General features: G+C 63.6%; 19 protein-coding genes. 6 read left to right on the forward strand and 13 right to left on the reverse strand.

Going from position 1 to position 22751, the window contains the following annotated elements:
• Positions 1 to 82 precede the first annotated feature (82 nt).
• Positions 83 to 1210, reverse strand: a complete 1128-nt coding sequence (locus tag NY023_RS20415; RefSeq protein ID WP_013973710.1) for a GNAT family N-acetyltransferase — start codon at positions 1208 to 1210, stop codon at positions 83 to 85.
• Between the two features lie 262 nt (positions 1211 to 1472).
• On the opposite strand from NY023_RS20415, the gene NY023_RS20420 reads away from it, so the two are divergent.
• Positions 1473 to 2717, forward strand: a complete 1245-nt coding sequence (locus NY023_RS20420; RefSeq protein ID WP_023660852.1) for a putative porin — start codon at positions 1473 to 1475, stop codon at positions 2715 to 2717.
• Between the two features lie 194 nt (positions 2718 to 2911).
• Here NY023_RS20420 and NY023_RS20425 read toward each other — a convergent pair whose 3' ends face one another.
• Positions 2912 to 4033: a beta-ketoacyl-ACP synthase III gene (locus tag NY023_RS20425; protein ID WP_044047142.1), complete on the reverse strand. Its 1122-nt coding sequence runs from the start codon at positions 4031 to 4033 to the stop codon at positions 2912 to 2914.
• Positions 4034 to 4270: 237 nt separating this feature from the next.
• Positions 4271 to 8176, reverse strand: a complete 3906-nt coding sequence (gene hrpA / locus NY023_RS20430; RefSeq protein WP_013973713.1) for an ATP-dependent RNA helicase HrpA — start codon at positions 8174 to 8176, stop codon at positions 4271 to 4273.
• A gap of 534 nt (positions 8177 to 8710) precedes the next feature.
• On the opposite strand from hrpA, the gene NY023_RS20435 reads away from it, so the two are divergent.
• Entirely contained in the window at positions 8711 to 10075 is a 1365-nt protein-coding gene (locus NY023_RS20435; protein ID WP_024087557.1) for a glutamine synthetase family protein, read from the forward strand.
• Between the two features lie 23 nt (positions 10076 to 10098).
• Positions 10099 to 11406 (forward strand): NAD(P)/FAD-dependent oxidoreductase, encoded by a 1308-nt coding sequence (locus NY023_RS20440; RefSeq protein ID WP_013973715.1) that lies wholly within the window; start codon positions 10099 to 10101, stop codon positions 11404 to 11406.
• A gap of 127 nt (positions 11407 to 11533) precedes the next feature.
• Here the strand turns inward: NY023_RS20440 and fadD1 are convergent, their stop codons facing one another.
• Both fadD1 and fadD2 read right to left on the reverse strand, forming a co-directional pair.
• Complete coding sequence (gene fadD1, locus NY023_RS20445; RefSeq protein WP_023663600.1) at positions 11534 to 13231, reverse strand: long-chain-fatty-acid--CoA ligase FadD1; 1698 nt, start codon at positions 13229 to 13231, stop codon at positions 11534 to 11536.
• A gap of 332 nt (positions 13232 to 13563) precedes the next feature.
• Entirely contained in the window at positions 13564 to 15252 is a 1689-nt protein-coding gene (gene fadD2, locus NY023_RS20450; RefSeq protein WP_013973717.1) for a long-chain-fatty-acid--CoA ligase FadD2, read from the reverse strand.
• A 219-nt stretch (positions 15253 to 15471) separates the two neighbouring features.
• Between fadD2 and NY023_RS20455 the strand changes: the two genes are divergently transcribed.
• Both NY023_RS20455 and NY023_RS20460 read left to right on the forward strand, forming a co-directional pair.
• Positions 15472 to 16416, forward strand: a complete 945-nt coding sequence (locus NY023_RS20455; RefSeq protein ID WP_013973718.1) for an alpha/beta hydrolase — start codon at positions 15472 to 15474, stop codon at positions 16414 to 16416.
• A gap of 34 nt (positions 16417 to 16450) precedes the next feature.
• Positions 16451 to 16921 carry a MaoC family dehydratase gene (locus tag NY023_RS20460; RefSeq protein WP_012273633.1) on the forward strand — a complete coding sequence of 157 codons (471 nt, stop codon included), beginning with the start codon at positions 16451 to 16453 and terminating at the stop codon, positions 16919 to 16921.
• 126 nt (positions 16922 to 17047) lie between these two features.
• On the opposite strand, the gene NY023_RS20465 is transcribed toward NY023_RS20460, so the two are convergent.
• The 5 genes from NY023_RS20465 to NY023_RS20485 all read right to left on the reverse strand — a co-directional run bounded on the left by NY023_RS20465 (position 17048) and on the right by NY023_RS20485 (position 20125).
• The gene (locus NY023_RS20465; protein ID WP_013973719.1) at positions 17048 to 18286 is read right to left on the reverse strand and encodes an RNA polymerase sigma factor; all 1239 of its coding nucleotides are present in this window, start codon (positions 18284 to 18286) and stop codon (positions 17048 to 17050) included.
• Positions 18286 to 18771 (reverse strand): SRPBCC family protein, encoded by a 486-nt coding sequence (locus tag NY023_RS20470; RefSeq protein ID WP_013973720.1) that lies wholly within the window; start codon positions 18769 to 18771, stop codon positions 18286 to 18288. Before NY023_RS20470 ends, NY023_RS20465 begins: the two co-directional genes overlap by 1 nt.
• 21 nt (positions 18772 to 18792) lie before the next feature.
• Complete coding sequence (locus tag NY023_RS20475) at positions 18793 to 19137, reverse strand: YciI family protein (RefSeq protein WP_013973721.1); 345 nt, start codon at positions 19135 to 19137, stop codon at positions 18793 to 18795.
• A gap of 44 nt (positions 19138 to 19181) precedes the next feature.
• Positions 19182 to 19607 (reverse strand): YybH family protein, encoded by a 426-nt coding sequence (locus NY023_RS20480; RefSeq protein ID WP_013973722.1) that lies wholly within the window; start codon positions 19605 to 19607, stop codon positions 19182 to 19184.
• Positions 19608 to 19867: 260 nt separating this feature from the next.
• A complete protein-coding gene (locus NY023_RS20485) occupies positions 19868 to 20125 on the reverse strand; it encodes a DUF2790 domain-containing protein (protein WP_004375752.1) in 258 nt (85 codons plus the stop codon).
• Between the two features lie 354 nt (positions 20126 to 20479).
• Between NY023_RS20485 and NY023_RS20490 the strand changes: the two genes are divergently transcribed.
• The gene (locus NY023_RS20490) at positions 20480 to 20848 is read left to right on the forward strand and encodes a GNAT family N-acetyltransferase (protein WP_015271317.1); all 369 of its coding nucleotides are present in this window, start codon (positions 20480 to 20482) and stop codon (positions 20846 to 20848) included.
• Here NY023_RS20490 and def read toward each other — a convergent pair.
• The 3 genes from def to NY023_RS20505 form a co-directional block, all read right to left on the reverse strand.
• Positions 20803 to 21339 (reverse strand): peptide deformylase, encoded by a 537-nt coding sequence (gene def / locus NY023_RS20495; protein ID WP_013973724.1) that lies wholly within the window; start codon positions 21337 to 21339, stop codon positions 20803 to 20805. The genes NY023_RS20490 and def overlap by 46 nt on opposite strands.
• Positions 21336 to 22295, reverse strand: coding sequence for a YihY/virulence factor BrkB family protein (locus NY023_RS20500; RefSeq protein WP_013973725.1), 960 nt, complete (start codon positions 22293 to 22295; stop codon positions 21336 to 21338). The genes def and NY023_RS20500 overlap by 4 nt, the downstream gene beginning before the upstream one ends.
• Positions 22296 to 22516: 221 nt before the next feature.
• Positions 22517 to 22696 carry a CsbD family protein gene (locus tag NY023_RS20505; protein WP_013973726.1) on the reverse strand — a complete coding sequence of 60 codons (180 nt, stop codon included), beginning with the start codon at positions 22694 to 22696 and terminating at the stop codon, positions 22517 to 22519.
• Between the last annotated feature and the right edge of the window lie 55 nt (positions 22697 to 22751).

Here is a 22751-nt window from a genome sequence, read left to right on the forward strand (position 1 = left end):
ACCGCACAAATTTCACGGTCTGTGCAGTACCTGTGGGAGCGGGTTCACCCGCGAAAGGGCCGGCACAGGCAATATGAATGGATCAGTCCCGGCGATAGGGCAACATTCCCCTGGCCTCCTCGGCATACGCCCGCACCCCTTCCCGCTCCTGCGCCAGAAAATCCTCTACCGCCCGCCGCAGCCCCGGGTGCAGCAGGTAGTGCCACGACCGCGTCAGCACCGGCTCGAAGCCGCGAATCAGCTTGTGCTCCCCCTGTGCCCCGGCATCGAAACGCTGCAGCCCTTCGGCAATGGCAAAGTCCATGCCCTGGTAGAAACAGGTTTCGAAATGCAGCCGGTCGAATTCGTCCAGGCACCCCCAATAACGGCCAAACAGGCTGTCGCCCCCCACCAGGCTCAGGGCCATGGCCACATCACGGCCACCCTGCCGCGCCATCACCACGCGCAACGCTTCGGGCATGCGCTCGGCAAGCAGGCTGAAGAACTCGCGTGTCAGGTAAGGCGCACGGCGGCGCACCGCGTAGGTATTGGCGTAGCAGCGGTAGACGAAATCCCACTGCGCCTCATCCAGTTCAGCCCCACGGTACCAGCGGAATTCAATACCGTGCCCGGCCACCTGTTCACGCTCCTTGCGCATCTGCTTGCGCTTGCGCGAACTCAGACTGTCGAGAAAATCCTGGAAGTCACGGTAGCCGTGGTTGCGCCAATGAAACTGGCAGCCCAGGCGCTCCATCCAGCCCGGCTGGCCGGCCAGCTGTTCGTCCAGCGCCGGCTCGGTGAAATTGATGTGCGCGCCAGACAGCCCGCCCTTGGCCAGGTACTCCGGCAACGCCTGCAGCACCAGCAGGCCATCGGCTGGGTCGGCGGCGAGCAGGCGTGGGCCGCTGACCGGGCTGAACGGCACGGCACCGAGCAGCTTGGGGTAGTAGGCAATGCCGGCCCGCTCACAGGCATCGGCCCAGCCATGGTCGAACACGTACTCGCCAAACGAGTGCCATTTGCGGTACGCCGGCAGCAGCGCCCGTACCCGCCCGTCACGTTCCAGCACCAGGTGTTCGGCGGCCCAGCCGGTGTTGCGCGCGACGCTGCCGCTGTCCTCCATGGCGCTTAGAAACGCATGGCGTAGAAACGGTTGGCCAGCGGGCACCAGGGCATCCCAGGTGGCCGCCGGAAGATCACGCAAATGAGCAAGGCTGTACAGGCTGGTCACGGTTTCGGCTCGCTGTTTCAAGGTACCCAGTATCCCCAAGGAAGGCCCACCACTCAAATCACGATAGCCGGGACAGATCCTTTTATTCTCAATTACTTAACCGCAGTGCCACCAATTCGACATTAATCTGTCATTCGCCCCCGCAATACTTGCGCCTGTTTTCCGGAACCCCAGAACCTGTCTATTCAGGCCCTTTCCGAAGACATGCCAACACAGGGGCGGGCGCTTGAGCCTCCCCATCTTATTCAACAGGGAGAACCTTATGCGTCTTGTTTCTACACTTACCGGAGTGAGCCTCACCGGCATGATGCTGGCTCTGAGTACTCCGGCCAGTGCAGCTGTCGACGCCAAGCTGCTCGAAATGCTCCGCGCCAATGGCTCGATCAACCAGGCGCAGTACAACGAACTGCAGGCGGACCTGGCTCAAGAAACCAAGGAAAAGGCCGCTCAGAAAGCTCAGTCCGAACGGATGAGCTCCTTTGAACAGAAAGTGGCATGGGCCGCCAAGACCCAGGTCAAGGGTGATTTGCGCCTGCGTTACGAAGACGTCAACGTCGACGACCCGAACAGCAGCAGCGGCAACCAGGACCGCCAGCGCGTGCGTGCCCGTGTCGGCTTCTACAGCGAAATCAACCCGCAGGTCGACGCGGGCATCCGTATCGCCACCGGCAGCAGTGCCGACCGCCGTTCGACCAACCAGAGCTTCGACAACTACTTCGACAAGAAGTCGCTGTGGGTCGACCAGGCCTACCTCGACTGGCACCCGACTGCAGTTCCCAACCTGCACCTGATTGGCGGCAAGATGGCGCAGCCATGGGTGAGCATGGGCGACATCATCTGGGACAGCGACATCAACCCGGAAGGCGTGGCAGCCACCTACAAGACCGACCTGGGCGGGGCCGAAGTGTTCGCCAGCGCCGGTCAGTACACCCTCAAGGACAACGTCGATGGCGACGGCGTGCAATACAAGCATGACGCACAGGTCTATCACGGCCAGTTGGGCGCCAAATTCGCCCCGGCAGACGTGCTCAAGCTGACCGTAGGTGCCAGTATCTATGGCTACGACAACGACAAGGAAGCCACCATCCTGCAGTCGTTCGGCAACACCACCAACGAGTTCAACCTCGTGGAAGGCTTCGGCCAGCTGGACTTCACCGGCTTTGCCATCCCGCTCTCTGCTTACGGTCAGTATGTGAAAAACACCGAGAGCACCGATGGCGAAGACCAGGCCTGGTTGGCAGGCCTGAAAACCAAGGTCGGCGCCTGGAGCCTGGACTACAACTACCGCGACGTGCAGCGTAACGCCGTGGTCAGCCTGTTCACCGACTCTGACTTCGGCAACGGCTTTACCGGTTCGCGCGGGCACAAGTTCAAGGTCGGATATGAAATCGACAAGAACTTCTCCCTGGGCGCTGCCTACCTGATGGCCAAGACCGACCTGTCGCAGTTGCCCAACAGCGATGCCGATGTAGATACCCTGCAGGTAGACTTGGAAGCCAAGTTCTAAGCAAAACCCTGCACTGCTTCACCTGAAGCGGGAAATGCCGACCCCATCCGGCATTTCCCGCTTTTTTTGCCTGTGAAAAATGCACCGGCCTCTTCGCGGGTAAACCCCACAGGGCCCCCACAGATCTCAGGGCCTGTGGAGTACCTGTGGGAGCGGGTTCACCCGCGAAGAGGCCGATACTGGCTTGCGCTCAATCAGCGCTTGCGCAGAACCACGCTACCTATCGAATACCCCGCACCAAACGAGCTCAACACGCCCAGCGAGCCCTTGGCCAGGTCGTCCTGGTAAAGGTGGAAGGCAATCACCGACCCCGCCGAACTGGTGTTGGCATAACGGTCGAGAATCACCGGTGCATCTTCTTCGGCCACTTCACGCCCCAGCAGCTTCTTGACGATCAGGTGGTTCATGCTGAGGTTGGCCTGGTGCAGCCAGAAGCGTTTCACATCGCTGGGTTGCAGCCCGTTTTCCTGCAGGTGCTCACCGATCAGCTCGGCCACCTTCGGGCACACCTCGCGGAACACCTTGCGGCCTTCCTGGATGAACAACTTGTCCGCCGCGCCCTCGCCCTCTTCCGCCGCGCGGTTGAGGAAGCCGAAGTTGTTACGGATGTTGTTGGAAAACTCGGTCCACAGCTTGCTGCTGACGATGTCGAACTGGTGCGCCGAGGTGGCCTTGTCGGCACGTTCGAGCAACACCGCAGTGGCAGCATCACCAAAGATGAAGTGGCTGTCGCGGTCACGGAAGTTCAGGTGGCCGGTGCACACCTCCGGGTTGACCATCAGCACCGCGCGCGCCTGGCCCAGGGCCACGCTGTTGGCGGCGGTCTGGATGCCGAAAGTGGCCGACGAGCAGGCCACGTTCATGTCGAAGGCAAAGCCCTGGATGCCCAGCGCCTGCTGCACTTCGATGGCGATGGCCGGGTACGGGCGCTGCAGGTTGGAGCAGGCGACGATCACCCCGTCGACATCGGCCGCCGTGCGACCGGCGCGCTCCAGGGCCTGGCGGGCGGCGGCCACGGCCATTTCGCAGAGCACCGACGGTTCGTCGTTGGAGCGCTCGGGCAGACGCGGTTTCATGCGCTGCGGGTCGAGAATGCCGGCCTTGTCCATGACGAAGCGGCTCTTGATGCCCGAGGCCTTTTCGATGAACGCCGCATCGGACAGCGGCGCCGCCTCGACTTCACCGCGCTCGATGGCGGCGGCGTTGTCCTCGTTGAACTGCTGCGACCAGGTGTTGAAGGACGCCACCAGTTCTTCGTTGGAAATGCTCTGGGCCGGGGTGTACAGGCCGGTGCCGCTGATCACGACGTTATGCACGGTCGTTCCTCTGGTCAAAGGCCATCGCCACGGGGCGCTGGCTGGAAACATGACAGGTTAATGGCACTTTAGTACCAATTTATAGGCGAGGGCTGCGCCCTCGTTCGCGGGCACGCCCGCTCCCACAGGGGTTGCGCCGCTCCCGAGGACACTGCTGTACCTGTGGGAGCGGGTTTACCCGCGAAGGGGCCGCCAGGTGGCCCCAAATTGCATCAATATTGCCACAACTGCGGAAGTTTAGCCCTCCACCTGGCTCCATTGCTTGCTCAATCGCTTGTCGGAAATCGGCACCTTGGTCCCCAATTGCTGGGCAAACAGCGAAACCCGATATTCCTCCAGCCACCAGCGGTACACCGTCAGTTGCTCATCACGCTTGCCTTCCTGGGCATGCTTGTCGGCACGTGCCTTGTACTGCGCCCACAGGTTGGCCAGCTCACCGCTCCACACCCGGTCCTTCTGCACCTGCGAACCCAGCTTCTCCAGGCGCAGTTCCACCGCCTTGAGGTAACGCGGCAGCTCCTTGAACCAGGCCCCGGGGGTTTCACGCACGAAGCCTGAGTACACCAGGTTGCCGAGCTGTTGCTTGATATCGTTAAGCGCCACTGCCTGGCTCAGGTCGATCTTGCCCTTGAAGCGCTTCTGCAGCCCATGCCACAGCTTCAGCACTTCCAGGGTCTGCCGTGCCAGGCGCTCGGCATGCTCGGCCCAGCTGCCGCGCTTGCGCTCGGCCAGGCCAGCCAGGGCCGCCCCATCGCGTGGCAGCGGCTGTTCGCCTTCAAGGATGCAGCTGTCCAGGCTGGCCAGCAAAATGTCCTCGACCAGCGCCTCGACCCGGCCCATTTCACGGTACAGCAGGCCCAGCTCGGTCAGCCCCGGCAGCTTGCCGCGCAGGTACTTGGCCGGCTCGGCCAGCTGCTGCAGCAACAGGCGCTGCAAGGCGCGGCGGTGCTGGAATTCGGCCTCGGCCTGGGTCGAGAAGCGCCCTTCGCGCACGGTGCCGCCCTCTTCCACCAGTGCCGGGTACACAGTCATCGACAGGCCGGCGATCTTCTGCTGCGCGGTCTGCTTCACCTCGCTGAAAGCCTTGGCCTGCACCGGCTGCTCGCTCTTGGCGTCACGCGGCACGGCCAACGCTGCCTGGCTGGCTGCTGCAAAGCGCGCGGTCAGCTCGGCCAGGTCGCGACCTTCACCCAGAAACTTGCCCTGGCCATCGACCACTTCGATGTTCATGCGCAGGTGGCCTTCGACCAGGTTGACCGACTCGTCCCATGCCTCGTCGGGCACACGGGCGCCGGTCATGCGCAGCAGTTCCTGGCCCAGGGCCTGCGGCAATGCGCCCTGGCCGAAGGTCATGCGCGCCAGCGAGGCCTTGACGAAGTCCGGCACCGGCACAAAGTTCTTGCGCAGCGCCTTGGGCAGGTTGCGCACCAGCGCCACGCACTTGGCTTCCAGCAGGCCGGGCACAAGCCATTCCAGGCGCTCACCCGGCAAGCTCGGCAGCAGCGGCGCCGGTACCCGCACGGTCACGCCATCGCGGGGGTGCCCGGGCTCGAAGTGGTAACTCAGCGGCAGGCGCAGTTCGCCCACCTGCAGGCTGTCGGGGTACTGCGCGGCGGTGACCTCGCTGGCCTCACGGGCCAGCACGTCTTCCTCGCGCATGATCAGCAGGTTGGCGTCCTTCTGGCTGCCCATGCGGTACCAGCTGTCGAAGGTCGCCGTCTGGTGGATTTCCGCCGGCAGACGCGCTTCGTAGAAGGCATATAGCGTCTCTTCGTCGGCCAGGATGTCACGGCGACGGGCCTTGGCCTCCAGCTCGTCGAGCTCTTCCAGCAAGCGCTTATTGGCCGCCAGGCACTTGGCCCGCGACTGGATTTCGCCACCCACCAGGCCTTCGCGGATGAACAGCTCGCGCGAGGTGACCGGGTCGATCGGGCCGAAATGCACCGGCCGACGGCCGACCAGGATCAGCCCGTACAGAGTGATCTGCTCGTAGGCCACGACCTGCCCGCGCTTCTTCTCCCAATGCGGTTCGAAGTGGTTCTTCTTGACCAGGTGGCCGGCCAGCGGCTCGATCCAGTCCGGCTCGATCCTGGCCACCATGCGGGCGTACAGCTTGGTGGTTTCGACCAGTTCGGCCGCCATCACCCACTGTGGGCGCTTGCGCCCCAGGCCCGACGACGGGTGCACCCAGAAGCGCCGCTGGCGGGCGCCCTGGTAGTCGCCCTCTTCGGTCTTCTGGCCGATCTGGCTGAGCAGGCCACTGAGAATGGCCTTGTGCATTTTCGGGTAGTCGGACGGGTCCTTGTTCACTGTCAGCTGCAGGTCACGGCAGATCAGTGCCAGCTGGCGATGGGCATCGCGCCATTCGCGCAGGCGCAGGTAGTTCAGGAAGTTCTTGCGGCACCAGTTGCGCAGCGGGTTGGCGGTCAACGCCTGGCGCTGTTCCTCGAAGCCACGCCACAGGTTGACCAGCGCGGCGAAGTCGGAATCCACGTCCTTCCATTGCGCGTGCGCCTGGTCGGCGGCCTGCTGGCGCTCCGGCGGGCGTTCGCGCGGGTCTTGCACCGACAGCGCACTGGTGACGATCAGCACTTCCTGCAGGCTGCCCAGGCGGGCGCCTTCGAGCAGCATGCGGCCCAGCCGCGGGTCGATCGGCAGGCGCGCCAGTTGGCGACCGATCGGCGTCAGCTGGTTTTCGCGATTGACCGCCGACAGCTCCTGCAGCAGGTTGAAACCATCGCTGATGGCCTTGCCATCCGGCGGCTCGATGAACGGGAAGGCGTCGATTGCGCCCAGGCGCAGGTGCAGCATCTGCAGGATCACTGCCGCCAGGTTGGTGCGCAGGATCTCCGGGTCGGTGAACGCCGGCCGGCTGTTGAAATCCTCTTCGCTGTACAGGCGCACGCAGATACCCGGCTCGACCCGGCCGCAGCGGCCCTTGCGCTGGTTGGCACTGGCCTGCGACACGGCCTCGATGGGCAGGCGCTGCACCTTGGCGCGGTAGCTGTAGCGGCTGATGCGTGCGGTACCGGTATCGATCACGTAGCGGATGCCCGGCACGGTCAGCGAGGTTTCCGCAACGTTGGTGGCCAGCACCACACGGCGCCCGGTGTGTGGCTGGAAGATGCGCTGCTGCTCGGCCGGCGACAGGCGCGCGTACAACGGCAGGATCTCGGTGTGGCGCAGTTGCGCCTTGCGCAAGATCTCGGCGGCATCACGGATCTCGCGCTCGCCCGGCAGGAAGATCAGCACATCGCCGGGGCCCTTGCCCTCACTCCGCTCGTGGTGCGCCAACTCGTCCAGCGTGGCGAGGATGGCCTGGTCGACGGTGAGGTCGTCCTCGATCTGGTTGCCCTCCTCGTCCTGCTCGCTGGTTAGCGGGCGGTACCAGGTTTCCACCGGGAAAGTACGCCCGGACACCTCGATGATCGGCGCGCCGTCGAAGTGTTTGGAGAAGCGCTCCAGGTCGATGGTCGCCGAGGTGATGATCAGCTTCAGGTCCGGGCGCCGGTGCAGCAGGGTCTTCAGGTAGCCGAGCAGGAAGTCGATGTTGAGGCTGCGCTCGTGGGCCTCGTCGACGATGATCGTGTCGTAGCGCTCGAGGAAACGGTCGTGTTGGGTTTCGGCCAGCAGGATGCCGTCGGTCATCAGCTTGACCAGGGTGTTGGCGTCGCTCTGGTCTTCGAAACGCACCTGGTAGCCGACCAGCCCGCCCAGCGGCGTGCCCAGTTCTTCGGCGACCCGCGCGGCAACGCTGCGGGCGGCGATCCGGCGTGGCTGGGTGTGGGCGATCAGGCCATGGCTGCCACGGCCCAGTTCGAGACAGATCTTCGGCAACTGGGTGGTCTTGCCCGAGCCGGTTTCGCCGGCGATAACCAGCACCTGGTGCTCGGCCAGGGCCTTCTTGATTTCGTCACGCTTGGCAGCGATTGGCAGGCTGTCGTCGTAGCGCACGGTCGGCACGCTCTGCTGGCGCGCGGTGACCTGGGCGCAGGACGCCTGAACCTTTTCCACCCACTGCGCCAGCTTCGCCTCGTCGGGGCGCTTGCGCAGTTCGTGCAATTGCCGGCGCAGGCGATGGCGGTCGGCGATCATGGCGTGGTCGAGGTTTTGCAGCAGTTTGTCGATGGCGTGGTCAGTCATGGGGCTTTTTAGTGATGCAGGTGGGCCTGCTTTTTCATGATCGGCATTCGGAAAGTTGGGCGATTGTCGCAGATTTGCCGGTTCTCTGCTGCCTGTGACGGCCTCTTCGCGGGTAAACCCGCTCCTACAGGGACCGCACAACACCCAGCCTTGATGCAATCCTGTAGGAGCGGGTTTACCCGCGAAGAGGCCAGGTGCAACGGCACAAATGTTTAGCCAGGTGCGATGTAAAGGTTGCCATTCACTGCTTTAATCAACCTTACGCCGCATGTGAGTATCAAAGGCATGACTCCCGTCCAGCCCATCGCCCCACCGTCGTCCCGCCCTTCGCAAGCGAAGGCCCGGCGCCGTGCCGGTGAGAATCCGCTGGTCCACATCATCCTCGCCTTCTGGGCCCTGTGGCACTGCCGTCACGCACGCCCACCGGATTTCTCGCTCACGCCGTTGTGACCAGACCCGGCCGTCTTCCGGCCGTTTGACTCAGCCGGGCCGCCAGCATGCGCGGTGGCCCGTGCGCCCGTGAGCGAATCCATCATGCACTTTGCACCTGTAGAGCAGGCCAGCCGTTTTCTGGCCGACAACCCCGATATCGAACTGTTCGAACTGTTCATCCTCGACGCCAATGGCGTGCCGCGCGGCAAGCTGCTGCACCGCGACGAACTGTTGGCCGTGTACCAGACCGGCCGGCCGCTGCCCAGCACCATTCTCGGCCTGACCCTGAACGGCGACGACGTGGAAAACTCCGGCCTGGTGTGGGACGTGGGCGATATCGACTGCCGCGCCTACCCGCTTGAAGGCAGCCTGGTGCGCCTGCCCTGGCGCCGGGTGCCGACCGCCGCGGTGCAGGTGAGCATGCACCCGAACGAGGGCCTGCCAGCCAGCATCGCCGACCCGCGCCATGTGCTGCTGCGTACCATCGAGGCGTTGAAGGCCGACGGCTACCATCCGGTGATGGCCTGCGAGCTGGAGTTCTACCTGCTGGACCAGCAACCTGATGCCCAGGGCCGCCCGCAACCGGCACTGGACAATGACGGCGGCCGCCCACGCACCACCCAGGTGTATGGCCTGCGCGAACTGGAGCAGATCGAGCCGTTCCTTGCCGACCTCTACGCCGCCTGCAAGGCCCAGGGCATCCCGGCGCGCACGGCGATTTCGGAATACGCCCCCGGCCAGGTGGAAATCACCCTCGAGCACGGCGACGCTCTGCAGGCGATGGACCAGGCCGTGCGCTACAAGCGCCTGGTCAAAGGCATTGCCCATGCCCATGGCATGCAGGCCTGCTTCATGGCCAAGCCGTTCGCGCAACTGGCCGGCACCGGCATGCACATGCACCTGAGCCTGGCCGACAGCGCCGGCAACAACCTGTTCGCCAGTGAAGACAAAGCCGGTACCCCGCTGCTGCGCCAGGCCGTGGCAGGCATGCTGCGACACCTGCGCGACTCGCTGCTGCTGTTCTGCCCCAACGCCAACTCGTTCCGCCGCTTCCAGGCCAACAGCTATGCCCCGCTGGCGCCAACCTGGGGCGTCGACAACCGCACCGTGAGCCTGCGCATACCGGGCGGTCCGGCCAACAGCCGGCACGTGGAGCACCGCATCTGCGGCGCCGATGCCAACCCCTACCTGGCCGCTGCGGCGATCCTTGCCGCCAGCCACTGGGGCATTCGCCAACAGCTGGACCCGGGGGCACCGGTGGAAGGCAATGGCTATGCCCAGGCCACCGAACACCTGCCCACCGACTGGCTGACTGCCCTCGACGCCCTGCAGCATTCGAGCTGGGCTCGCGAAGCACTGGGCGAGGACTTCCTTGGCGTATACCTGAAGGTCAAGCGCGCCGAGTACCGCCAGTTCATGGCCGAAGTCAGTGAGCAGGACTGGCGCTGGTACCTGCACCAGGCCTGATCCCCGGATAACAAGGAACACCCATGAATGCAGCATTGAACAAAGGGCCGGCGCAACGCGCGCCGTCCTACTACAGCGCCACCCTCAACGACCACACCGAGTACCCGCAGCTCAAGGGCACGGTACAAGTGGATGTGGCGATCATCGGCGGCGGTTTCACCGGCGTGGCCACGGCGGTGGAGCTGGCCGAGCGTGGCCTGAAGGTGGCCATCGTCGAAACCAACCGCATCGGCTGGGGTGCCAGCGGGCGCAACGGCGGCCAGGTCACCGGCAGCCTGTCGGGCGACGAAGCCATGCGCACGCAGATGCGCAACCGCCTGGGTGCCGAGGTCGATGACTTCATCTGGCACTTGCGCTGGCGCGGGCACCAGGTGATCGAGCAGCGCGTGGCACGCTACAACATCGACTGCGACCTCAAGCGCGGCCACCTGCACGCGGCCATGAAGCCCTCGCACATGGACGAGCTGCGCGCATTCGAAGCCGAGGCCCGGCGGCGCGGCATGGGCGAGCAGGTGCAACTGCTGGACCGCGATGGCGTGGCCGAGCACCTGCAAAGCCCGCTGTACCTGGGCGCGCTGAAAAACCTGCGCAACCTGCACCTGCACCCGCTCAACCTGTGCCTGGGCGAGGCCCGTGCCGCCCATGGCCTGGGGGCGCTGATTTTCGAAAACTCCGAAGTGCTGGACATCGTCCACGGCCCGCGCCCGGCGGTAGTCACTGCCCACGGGCGGGTCGAGGCGCGCCAGGTGATGCTGGCCGGCGATGTGTACCACAAACTGGAAAAGCGCCAGCTCAAGGGCAAGATCTTCCCGGCCATGGGCGGCATCGTCACTACCGCACCGCTGGGGGAACTGGCCGAACAGATCAACCCGCAGGACCTGGCGGTGTACGACTGCCGCTTCGTCCTCGACTACTACCGGCTGACCGCCGACAAGCGTCTGCTGTTTGGCGGTGGCGCCAACTATTCCGGCCGTGATTCACGGGATATCGAAGGCGAACTGCGCCCGTGCATCGAGCGCACCTTCCCGGCGTTGAAAGGCGTGCCGATCGAGTTCCAGTGGAGCTGCGCCATGGGCATCGTGGTCAACCGCATCCCGCAGCTGGGCAAGCTGTCGGACAACGTTTGGTATTGCCAGGGTTATTCGGGGCACGGCATTGCCACCAGCCACATCATGGGCGAGATCATGGCCGAGGCGTTGACCGGGACGCTGGAGAAGTTCGACACCTTTGCCCAGTGCAAGCATGTGCGGGTGCCAATGGGGGAACTGCTGGGGAACCCGCTGTTGGCGGCAGGGATGTGGTATTACCAGATGCTGGAGAAATTGCGCTGATTTTACCGGCCTCTTCGCGGGTAAACCCGCTCCCACAGGTATTGCACAACCCTTGAGAGTTGCACAGAACCTGTGGGAGCGGGTTTACCCGCGAAGAGGTCGGTAAAGCCAGCAGAGATTCAGAAGATCAGGCGATCTTCTTCAGGCCCTGCTTCTTCAGCTCTTCATCACGCAGCTCACGGCGCAGGATCTTGCCCACGTTGGTGGTCGGCAGCGCGTCGCGGAACTCGATCTGGCGCGGTACCTTGTAGCCGGTAACGTTGGCGCGCATGTGCTCCATTACCTGTTCCTTGGTCAGGGTCATGCCCGGCTTGACCACGATGAACACCTTGATCACTTCACCGGACTTCTCGTCCGGCACGCCGATGGCCGCGCACTGAAGCACGCCCGGCAGGGCCGCCAGCACATCCTCCAGCTCGTTGGGGTAAACGTTGAAGCCCGAGACCAGGATCATGTCCTTCTTGCGGTCGACGATGCGCATGTAACCATCCGGCTGGATCACGGCGATGTCGCCGGTCTTCAGCCAGCCATCGCTGTCGAGGATCTCGGCAGTGGCCTCCTCACGCTGCCAGTAGCCCTTCATCACCTGCGGGCCCTTGACGCACAACTCGCCCACCTCGCCCAGCGGCAGCTCGTTGCCGTTGTCGTCGATGACCTTGCACAGGGTGGACGGCACCGGAATACCGATGGTGCCGACCTGGTTGGCCTCAGCCGGGTTCACCGCAGCCACCGGGCTGGTCTCGGTCATGCCATAGCCTTCGCAGATGGCGCAGCCGGTCACGGCCTTCCAGCGCTCGGCCACGCTCAGTTGCAGGGCCATGCCGCCAGAAAGGGTGATCTTCAGCGCCGAAAAGTCCAGGGCACGGAACGCCTCGTTGTTGCACAAGGCAACGAACAGGGTGTTGAGGCCGACGAAGCCGCTGAACTTCCACTTGCCCAGTTCCTTGACCATGGCTGGCAGGTCACGCGGGTTGCTGATCAGCACGTTGTGGTTGCCGATCAGCATCATTGCCATGCAATGGAAGGTAAAGGCGTAGATGTGGTACAGCGGCAGCGGGGTGATGAGGATTTCGCAGCCTTCATGCAGGTTGGAGCCCATCAGCGCCCGGCACTGCAGCATGTTGGCCACAAGGTTGCGGTGGGTAAGCATCGCGCCCTTGGCCACGCCGGTGGTGCCACCGGTGTACTGCAGCACCGCCACGTCGTTGGCCTGCGGGTTGGCCTCGGTCACCGGCTGGCCCTTGCCCTGCGCCAGAGCGTCGTTGAAGCGTACGGCACGCGGCAGGTTGTAGGCCGGCACCATCTTCTTCACGTACTTGATCACGCTGTTGATCAGCAGGCGCTTGAGCGGCGGCAGCAGGTCGGCCACTTCGGTGACGATGACGTGCCTGACCTGGGTCTTGGGCACTACCTTCTCGGCCAGGTGGGCCATGTTGGCCAGGCACACCAAGGCCTTGGCGCCGGAGTCGTTGAACTGGTGTTCCATTTCCCGTGCGGTGTACAGCGGGTTGGTGTTGACCACGATCAGCCCGGCACGCATGGCACCGAATACCGCTACCGGGTATTGCAGTACGTTAGGCAGCTGCACGGCAATGCGGTCACCCGGCTTGAGGTCGGTATGCTGCTGCAACCAGGCGGCAAACGCTCCCGACAGCGCATACAGCTCGCCATAAGTGATAGTCTTGCCCAGGTTGCTAAAGGCCGGTTTGTCGGCAAAGCGTTGGCAGGATTGCTTGAGTACCGCCTGGATATTGGGGAATTCGTCAGGATTGATTTCCGCCGTAATCCCGGCTGGGTACTTATCCTTCCAAAAATTTTCGATCATGGAAGCCCACTCCTTCAGCAACAGCGAAGTTCGATTCACGCGTCGATGCGCTTATTATTGATATGGGATGACGGCTCGTTGCAAACCGGATCATCTGAAAGCGGGCCGAGAGTAACAGCTTTGCCTGGGGTCGCCTAGAGGCCAAAATAGGCCTCACGGTCATAAAAATGACTCAATGAACAATACAGGTCATTTTTAGAGTAATTATCCAAAATGTCGCAGATCGGGCTGTGATCAGCCTGTTAGAGCGGCTTTAAGGCATTCGCGGGTGAACCCGCTCCTACACTGGACGGTGTAGGAGCGGGTTCACCCGCGAAGAAGCCAACCCGGTATCAAGCTATGTCGCGCAGCTCCCGCCGCAGGATCTTGCCCACCGGCGTCATCGGCAACGACTCGCGCAGCACGATGTGCTTGGGCACCTTGTAGCCGGTGAAGTTGGCCTTGCAGTAGGCCTTCAGCTCATCCACGCTCAGCCCGCCCTCGCGCGGCACAACGAACAGCTTCACCGCCTCGCCGGAGCGCTCGTCCGGTACGCCGATGGCCGCGCAGTTGGCGACCTTGGGATGGCCCATCACCACATCCTCGATCTCGTTGGGGTACACGTTGAAACCCGAGACGATGATCATGTCCTTCTTGCGGTCGACAATGCGGGTGAAGCCGTCCGGGTCGATCACCGCGATGTCGCCGGTCTTGAACCAGCCCTCCGCATCCAGGGCCTGGGCCGTGGCCTCGGGCTGCTGCCAGTAGCCTTTCATCACCTGCGGGCCCTTGATGCACAGCTCGCCCCGCTCGCCCAGCGGCAGCTCGTTGCCGCCATCGTCGATCACCTTGAAGGCGGTGCCCGCCACCGGGATGCCCACCGTACCCAGACGCGCCAGCTGGCCATAGGGGTTGGTGCTGGCCACCGGCGAGGTTTCGGTCAGGCCGTAGCCTTCGACGATGCGGCAACCGGTAAGCGCCTCCCAGCGTTCGGCGGTGGCCTTGACCAGTGCGGTGCCGCCGGAGTTGGTGACCTTCAGCGCCGAAAAGTCGAGCTGGCGGAAGCCCGGGTGGTCCATCAGTGCGACGAACAGCGTGTTCAGGCCCAGCAAGGCGGAGAAACGCCATTTGCCCAGCTCCTTGATGAAGCCGGAAATATCACGCGGGTTGGTGATCAGCACGTTGTGGTTGCCGGTGACCATCATGCACATGCAATTCGCGGTAAACGCATAGATGTGGTAAAGCGGCAACGGCGCGATCATCACCTCCTGGCCGTCCTTGATCAGCTTCTGCCCGTCCGGCCCGTGCTGCGAGAAGCAGGCCAGCACCTGCAGCATGTTGGCCACCAGGTTGCCGTGGGTGAGCATGGCGCCCTTGGCCAGGCCGGTGGTGCCACCGGTGTATTGCAGCACGGCAGTGTCGTCCAGGCTGAGCGGCACCGGCTTGTGCGACAGCTCGCGGCCCTGGCGCAGCACCTGCTTGAACGACACAGCCTGGGGCAGCTGGTAGGCCGGCACCATCTTCTTGACCTTGTCGACCACGGTGTTGACCAGCCAGCCCTTGGCGGTGGGTAGCAGGTCGCCCATCCTCGCCTCGATCAGGTACTCGATGCCGGTATCGGGCAACACCTCCTGCACGCGCTTGCCGAACATGTTCAGGTACACCAGCGCACGCGCGCCGCTGTCCTTGAACTGGTGGCGCATCTCGCGCTCGGTATACAGCGGGTTGGTGTTGACCACGATCAGGCCAGCGCGCAGGGCACCGAACACAGCGATGGGGTATTGCAGCACATTGGGCATCTGCACCGCGATGCGGTCGCCCGGCTTGAGGTCGGTGTGCTGCTGCAGCCAGGCGGCGAAGGCCGCCGAATGGCGTTCCAGGTCCGCGTAGGTCAGGGTCACGCCCAAATTGCTGAAGGCCGGGCGGTCGGCGAAGCGTTTGCAGGAGCGCTCGAACACCTCGACGACCGAGGTGTAGGCATTGATGTCGATGGTGGAAGGCACGCCCGCCGGGCGCTTGTCATTCCAGAAGTCGGCTTGCATTTATTATTGTTCCTCTGCCTGGACCTGCTGTGAGTCCTGTAATCCTTTCACCTGCCCGCCCGAAAGCGAAAAGGCGTTGATCCGACGTTAGCAGGTAAGACCAAGGTGGCATATACGCCAAGTGCCGCCATTAACATTGTGAATCTTATTTGTGCCCTTCCTGCAATCCGGTCGGTTGTGCATACACTGTTCGGGTACCTGTGCGCACAAGGACCCGCCATGCCTCACGACGCCTTCTGGCTACCCGCCAGCGAGCACTGCAGCCTGTATGTGCACCAATGGTTGCCGGCCACACCGGTAAAAGCCGTGGTGCTGCTGGCCCATGGCATGGCCGAGCACGCCGGGCGCTACCAGCACCTGGGCCATGCCTTGAGCGAGGCCGGCTTCGCCCTGTTCGCCCCCGACCAGCGCGGCCATGGACGCACGGCCGAGCTGGGCAGCCTCGGCCTGTTCGCCCGCCATCATGGCTGGAATGCCGTGGTCAACGACATCGGGCTGCTGGCCCAGCACATCGGCCAGCAATACCCGTGCACGCCGCTGTTCCTGTTCGGCCACAGCATGGGCAGCTACATCGCCCAGGCCTACCTGCTGCACCACAGTGGCAGCCTGCACGGGGCGATCCTTAGTGGTTCCAACTACCAGCCGGCAGCGCTCTACTGTGTGGCGCGCCTGATTGCCCGGCTGGAGGCCTGGCGCCAAGGGCCGCTGGGAAAGAGCGCGCTCATAGAGTGGTTGTCGTTCGGCTCGTTCAACAAGGCCTTCAAGCCCAACCGCACGGCGTTCGACTGGCTCAGCCGCGACCCGGCGCAGGTCGACCTGTACGTCAACGACCCGCTCTGCGGCTTTCGCTGCAGCAACCAGTTGTGGCTTGACCTGCTGCAAGGCTTGGCGCAGATCAGCCAGCCGAGTAATCTCGCGCAGATCGATCCTAACCTGCCGCTGCTGGTGATAGGTGGTGAATGTGATCCGGTCAGCGCCGGCAAGCGTCTCACCCACCTGGCCGACGCTTTGCGCGCGACCGGCAATCGACATGTACAGCTGCGCGTCTATCCTGAGGCGCGGCACGAAGTACTCAACGAAACCAACCGTAACGAGGTCACCGCCGATATTCTCGGCTGGCTTGAACAGGCGCTGGCTCTTGGCCGCCCTGTGCGCAGTGAATGATAGCCGCCCTCGCCTACCGCTTAAGGAAGCCCCGATGTCCCAGGTCACCAACACGCCTTACGAAGCCCTCGAAGTCGGCCAGAAGGCCGAGTACAAGAAGTCCGTCGAAGAACGCGACATCCAGTTGTTCGCCGCGATGTCCGGTGACCACAACCCGGTACACCTGGACGCCGAGTTCGCTGCCAAGAGCATGTTCCGCGAGCGCATCGCCCACGGCATGTTCAGCGGCGCGCTGATCAGTGCTGCAGTGGCCTGCACCCTGCCTGGCCCTGGCACCATCTACCTGGGCCAGCAAATGAGCTTCCAGAAGCCGGTGAAAATTGGCGATACCCTGACCGTGCGCCTGGAAATCCTGGAGAAGCTGCCCAAGTTCAAGGTGCGCATCGCCACCAATGTGTACAACCAGAACGATGAGCTGGTGGTCCAGGGTGAGGCCGAGATCCTGGCACCGCGCAAGCAGCAGACCGTCGAGCTGGTGTCGCCGCCGAACTTTGTGGCTAGCTGAAGATTGATGCAGGCAGTACCGGCCCTTTCGCGGGTAAACCCGCTCCCACATGGACCTCACAGCATCAAGCCGTGACGCAATCCTGTGGGAGCGGGTTTACCCGCGAAGAGGCCGGCGCAGCCAACATCATTCGATAGCCTGCAACCGCCGCTCGATATGCCTGCGCTCCGGTTCCTGCCGGGTCAACGCCAGCGCCTGCCGCCAGGCCGCCCGGGCCTCTTCCATATGCCCCAGCTGGTAATGCAGCTCACCCCGCGTCGCATGCGCCAGGTGATAGTCCAGCAACTCTCCCCGCGCCAGAATCCCTTCGACCTCCCGCAGGCCAACCTCCGGCCCATCCCGCTTCGCCAGCGCCACGGCCCTGTTCAGTTCAACCACAGCTGACGGCCAATGCCGCTGCAGCACGTCATACAGCCCGACGATCTCCGCCCAGTCGGTCGCTTCGGCTGTCGCCGCTTCGGCATGCACCGCCGCAATCGCCGCCTGCAAGGTATAGGCACCGAACGCCCGGCTTTGCAGGGCCTGGCGCACCAGTTCGCAACCTTCGGCAATGCGTTGCCGGTCCCACAGGCTACGATCCTGCTGCTCGAGCAATACCAGGTTACCCCGGCCATCGGTACGCGCCCGCTGCCGGGATGCCTGCAGCAACATCAAGGCCAGCAGGCCGACCGCCTCCGGGTCGGGCAGCAACTGCACCAGCAGGCGCGCCAGGCGAATGGCTTCATCGCTCAGCTCCTGCTGCAACAGCGCCTCGCCCGACGACGCCGAATAGCCCTCGTTGAACACCAGGTAGATCACCCGCAGCACGCTCTCCAGGCGCTCGGGCAGTTCGTTCAGCTCCGGCACCTGATAAGGGATGCCGGCATCGCGGATCTTGGCCTTGGCGCGCACGATACGCTGGGCGATGGTGGCCGGGCTCTGCAGGAAAGCACGGGCGATCTGCTCGGTGGTCAGGTCGCAGACTTCACGCAGGGTCAGCGGCACCTGGGCATCGGCGGACAAGGCCGGGTGGCAGCAGGTGAAGATCAGCGGCAAGCGGTCGTCGGCCAGCAGCTCTTCTTCGCTGGGGTCCTGCGCCTGGCCGTCGAGCAGCATGCTCAGGTCCGCCTGGGAACGGTCGAACCGGGCGCGCCGGCGCAGCGCATCGATGGCCTTGAAGCGGCCGGTGGACACCAGCCACGCCCGCGGGTTATCGGGGATACCGTCGCGCTGCCAGCGCTCGACGGCGATGAAGAAGGCATCGTGCATGGCCTCCTCGGCCAGGTCGAAATCACCCAGCAGGCGGATCAGCGTCGCCAGGATGCGCCGTGACTCGCTCCGGTAGACCGCCTCGACCTCGGCGCGCACCTGCGCCAGTGCCGTCATCAGTCGGGCATCCGCTGGGTCACCACCTCCACCAGGCGGTCCAGGCTCTCTCCCCAACCCTGGTGGAAGCCCATTTCCTCATGGGCGCGGCAGTCGGCGGCATTCCAGTGCCAGGCGCGGGCGGTGTAGCGGGTTTTGCCTTGTTCCTCGTCAAAACTGATCACGGCAGTCATGAACGCCTTGTCCGAAGGCACCCAGCCTGGGCCGAAGGCATCGGTGAACACCAGCCGTCGCGGCGCAGCAATCTCCAGGAATACGCCCTGGTTCGGGTAATCGCTGCCATCCGGCGCCCGCATCACGGTGCGGAACAGGCCACCGATCCACAACTGCATCTCACATTCCGGGGTGGTCATGCCGTGCGGCCCCCACCATTGCATCAGCCACTGAGGGTCGGTCCAGGCGCGGAACACCTTGGACGGCGGTGCGTCGATCAGGCGACTGATGGACAACTCGTGTTGCACTTGCGCGGGGTGTGCCAGGCTCATGCTGGGAAGTCTCCATTGCTGTCAGGGTTGCAGTTCGCGCACCGGTCGCACCTCGACACTGCCGACCCGCGCGGCGGGGATGCCCTTGGCGATGTTCAGCGCCTCGTTCAGGTCGCGGGCTTCCACCAGGTAGAAGCCCGCCAACTGCTCCTTGGTCTCGGCGAACGGGCCGTCGGTCAGGCTCATGTGCCCGTTGCGCATGCGCACTGTGGTGGCGGTCTGCACCGGCTTCAGCGCCTCGGCCGCCAGCATTCGCCCAGAGCCTTGGATGGATTCGGCATACGCCATGCATTCGGCGTCTTCCGGGCTGTCGGGCAGGCTGTGCAACAGCCCCTCGTCACAATAGACCAGGCACAGGTATTTCATGGTCGCCTCCAGGGCATTGGCAAAGTGCGTTTGGCGATAACGGCTCAGGGCTTGAGATCGAACAGGGCTTTCTGGGTTTGCATGTCGAATGGCGCCGACCAGTGTTCGTGGATTACCTGCCACTGGCCACCTTGACGACGATAGCCCACGGTGGCGCGCATGAAGCCGCACTGGCTTTCGTTGTCCGCGGGGCCACAGCGGTTCAGCCAGTGCGCCAGGGCCAGGTCGCCAGCGGCATGCACGGTGAGTTCGGCGTATTCGAAAACCATGGGGCCGGGGCACATGCCCATGCACATTTCCCAGTGCGCCTGGTAGGTTGCCTTGCCCTTGAACTGCAGGGCCTGGATGGCATCGAAGGCGACGATGTCGTCGGCATAGGGAGCGATGATGTTGGGGATGTCGCGATCGCGCACGGCCTGCATCCAGCGCTCGATCAATTGGCGGATCTCGGTTTCGGCTGCGGTGCTCATCGGGGGTTCCTCCGACAGGTCATGGGTGATTGGGCACGGGGTGCAACGTGCTCTCACCTATGGTCGAACGAGGGACGGAGGAATCGACAGGTCGAGGAAATTATTCTGGGTTGGTTGTGGTTTGAAATGCATATGGGGGGATTGCGTCGGGGCGACAAGGTGCATGCCTTGGGTGATGTGGCGCCTGTGAGACCGCGCGCCGCGCGGGCGGCGCTCGGTCTCACAGGCGCTGAAAATGCTGTGGCAGGCCCTTGGCGGGCTCAACCCTGCTGGCACCCCTCACCCATGGCCCGGTACTGGATGGTGTGCACCTGGCCCTGGTGGTCTTCGTAGGTCATGGTCGCAGGTACCACTTCGCAGACGTTGGGGATGGTCGACAGGTTGATCACCCGCTTGATGTCCAGGTTCATGGAGTAGTCGTACTGCTGGGCGACGGGCTCGCTGGAGACGGGTCTGGCCTCATCGGCGAGGGCGAACGAGGACATACCGACCAATGCAAGAATCAGTAATGGTTTCATGTGAGTTTGCCTTTTGAGCATTCAAGCTGATCGATTGACTTCTATTGCCGTGCCCGGCGCGGAGAAGTTGCCATCTACGGTGAAGATGGCACGAAGTACCGATCCCGCTTCGTACTGCCAGTGGGGATGGCTAAAAGTCTACTCCCGGCCTGGAATAGTTGAACCCCGAACTCGGACATTCACCCTTGCCAGATATGCAACAATCTGCGACAAGTTCACCGCAAAACATCGGGCCAGAGCCTCTGGCCACCTTTCAGGGCAGGGCGCGCAATTTCTGAAAATTTGTACTGTTCGAAACTTTCGGCCCCGGAACGCCGGCTGCTGGACCACTTTTACCGCCAGCACGGCTCACGCATGCGTGCTGCGGGCGACGCTGAGCTATGGGTGGCGCGGGGTCCCGGCATCATCGCGGGCCTGAGCCTGAGCCCGGTGGGCGATGGCTTGTGGCTGACCGGGTTGTTCGTCGACCCGCAGCGGCGCAGCCAGGGCGTGGCCGGGCGGTTGGTCGAGGCGGCGCTGGCGCAGGCTGGCGGGCCCACTTGGCTGTTCTGCCACCCGGACCTTGCGCCCTTCTACCAGCGCCTGGGCTTCGACATGGCTCTGCAACTGCCGGAAACCCTGGCTGGCCGCCTGCAGCGCTACCAGCGCAGCAAACGCCTGGTGGCACTGCAACGGGGTCAGTCGTCGCTGGCGTCGAGCCCGGGGAACAGCACCTCGGTGTAGCCGAACCGGGAAAAGTCCTGGATGCGTGACGGGTAAAGCCGGCCGATCAAGTGGTCGCATTCATGCTGCACCACCCGCGCATGGAAGCCGTCGGCAAAACGGTTGATCGGGTTGCCCTGGGGGTCGATGCCTTCATAGCAGATGTGCTTGAAACGCGGCACCACGCCGCGCAGGCCGGGCACCGACAGGCAGCCTTCCCAACCGTCCTCGATCTCGCTGGATGTGGGCGTGATGACCGGGTTGAGCAGGATAGTCTGCGGCACCGGTTCGGCATCCGGGTAACGCTCGCTGCGCTCGAAGCCGAAGATCACCAGTTGCAGGTCGATGCCGATCTGCGGTGCGGCCAGGCCGACACCGCCCACATGGCGCATGGTTTCGAACATGTCGTCGATCAGTTGCTGCAGTTCGGCGCTGCCGAGCATGTGCTCGGGCACTGGCGGGGCGATGCGCAGCAGGCGTTCGTCGCCCATCTTGAGAATGTCACGGATCATCTGGGGTTCGGCTCTGAAGATTGGTGCTCGCTCGGAACGGGGTGCTCATGGCCCAGCACGGTAATGGTTTCGCGGGGCTTGTGCTCATCGACGTCCTTTTCGCCAGGGTTCTTGCCCTCGCTCGACATGTGCTCGATCACTGCGTTCATCTCCGCGCCCAGCAGCAAAACGGCAGCGGAGATATAGAAATACAGCAATAGCACGATGATTGCACCGATACTGCCGTACATGGCGTTGTAGTCGGCAAAAGTCTTCACGTAGTAGGCAAAGCCCAGCGACGCCAAGATCCACACCACCACCGCCAGCACCGAACCCGGGGTGATGAAGCGGAACTGCTGCTTGACATCGGGCATCACGTAGTAGATCAGCGCCACCGCCACCATCATCAGGATGATGATCGCCGGCCAGCGCAGGATGGTCCACACCGTGACGATCACCTCCTGCATGCCTACCTGGGCGGCAATCCACTCCATCACCTGCGGGCCCAGCACCATCAGCGCCGCTGCCACAAGCAACATGCCGGCAATGCCCACGGTATAGATGATCGACAACGGAATGCGCTTCCACACCGGGCGGCCCTCGGGCACATCGTAGGCGGCGTTCATCGCGCTCATCATCAGGCGCACACCGGCCGATGCGGTCCACAAGGCAATCACGATACCTACTGACAGCAGCCCGCCCTTGGACTGCTGCAACTGGTCGATCACCGGGTTGACCTGCTCCAGCGCCTGGGGTGGCAGCACCAGTTCCGATTGCAGGCGCAGCCAAGAGAAGAAGTCCGGCAGGTGCAGGAAACCGATCAGGGCGATCAGGAACAGCAGGAACGGGAACAACGAGAACAGCATCTGGTAGGCCAGTGCAGAAGCGTAGGTCGACATCTCGTCGTCGAGGAATTCCTTGACGGTGCGTACCAGCACGCGGTGCAGGGGCAGGCCGCGCAGGTCGGGGAAAATCATAGCGTCTCCTTTCGCCGCTTGATTCGTGGGTACCACGGGTAAGTCTAATAGACCATGCCGCTGCTGTGCTGATCCCGGCCATGCTGCAAGAATTTGCTTACGCCAGTAGCGGCCTATTCGCGGGCACGCCCGCTCCCACAGGTACCGCACAGTGCTTGAAATCTGTTCAGTACCTGTGGGAGCGGGCATGCCCGCGAAAAGGCCGGGACAGGCCACTCACATCAAGACTTTTTCACCGCGTCCTTCACGTTGCCCTTGATCTGTTGCCCCTCGCCCTTGAGCTCCTGCGCCTCGCCCTCGGCCCGCAGCCGCTCGTTGTCGGTCACTTTGCCGACACCCTGCTTGACGTTGCCGATCGCTTCGTTGGCCAGGCCTTTCGCTTTGTCTTTGGTACCGCTCATGGCAAAACTCCTGCAATTGGGGGCACGTGGACCGTGCCGACAGTCGGTGGACCCG

The sequence above is a fragment of the Pseudomonas sp. NBB genome (genome assembly GCF_032701105.1).
GTDB lineage: Bacteria > Pseudomonadota > Gammaproteobacteria > Pseudomonadales > Pseudomonadaceae > Aquipseudomonas > Aquipseudomonas asiatica.

Bases quoted from the DNA above. Each gene is read 5' to 3' on its own strand.
- NY023_RS20475 (WP_013973721.1), bottom strand. From the start codon at position 19,137: ATGAAATACCTGTGCCTGGTCTATTGTGACGAGGGGCTGTTGCACAGC.
- NY023_RS20500 (WP_013973725.1), bottom strand. From the start codon at position 22,295: ATGATTTTCCCCGACCTGCGCGGCCTGCCCCTGCACCGCGTGCTGGTA.
- hrpA (WP_013973713.1), bottom strand. From the start codon at position 8,176: ATGACTGACCACGCCATCGACAAACTGCTGCAAAACCTCGACCACGCC.
- NY023_RS20435 (WP_024087557.1), top strand. From the start codon at position 8,711: ATGCACTTTGCACCTGTAGAGCAGGCCAGCCGTTTTCTGGCCGACAAC.
- NY023_RS20490 (WP_015271317.1), top strand. From the start codon at position 20,480: ATGCGTGCTGCGGGCGACGCTGAGCTATGGGTGGCGCGGGGTCCCGGC.
- fadD2 (WP_013973717.1), bottom strand. From the start codon at position 15,252: ATGCAAGCCGACTTCTGGAATGACAAGCGCCCGGCGGGCGTGCCTTCC.
- def (WP_013973724.1), bottom strand. From the start codon at position 21,339: ATGATCCGTGACATTCTCAAGATGGGCGACGAACGCCTGCTGCGCATC.
- NY023_RS20485 (WP_004375752.1), bottom strand. From the start codon at position 20,125: ATGAAACCATTACTGATTCTTGCATTGGTCGGTATGTCCTCGTTCGCC.
- NY023_RS20420 (WP_023660852.1), top strand. From the start codon at position 1,473: ATGCGTCTTGTTTCTACACTTACCGGAGTGAGCCTCACCGGCATGATG.
- NY023_RS20480 (WP_013973722.1), bottom strand. From the start codon at position 19,607: ATGAGCACCGCAGCCGAAACCGAGATCCGCCAATTGATCGAGCGCTGG.
- NY023_RS20470 (WP_013973720.1), bottom strand. From the start codon at position 18,771: ATGAGCCTGGCACACCCCGCGCAAGTGCAACACGAGTTGTCCATCAGT.
- NY023_RS20455 (WP_013973718.1), top strand. From the start codon at position 15,472: ATGCCTCACGACGCCTTCTGGCTACCCGCCAGCGAGCACTGCAGCCTG.
- NY023_RS20440 (WP_013973715.1), top strand. From the start codon at position 10,099: ATGAATGCAGCATTGAACAAAGGGCCGGCGCAACGCGCGCCGTCCTAC.
- NY023_RS20505 (WP_013973726.1), bottom strand. From the start codon at position 22,696: ATGAGCGGTACCAAAGACAAAGCGAAAGGCCTGGCCAACGAAGCGATC.
- fadD1 (WP_023663600.1), bottom strand. From the start codon at position 13,231: ATGATCGAAAATTTTTGGAAGGATAAGTACCCAGCCGGGATTACGGCG.
- NY023_RS20460 (WP_012273633.1), top strand. From the start codon at position 16,451: ATGTCCCAGGTCACCAACACGCCTTACGAAGCCCTCGAAGTCGGCCAG.
- NY023_RS20465 (WP_013973719.1), bottom strand. From the start codon at position 18,286: ATGACGGCACTGGCGCAGGTGCGCGCCGAGGTCGAGGCGGTCTACCGG.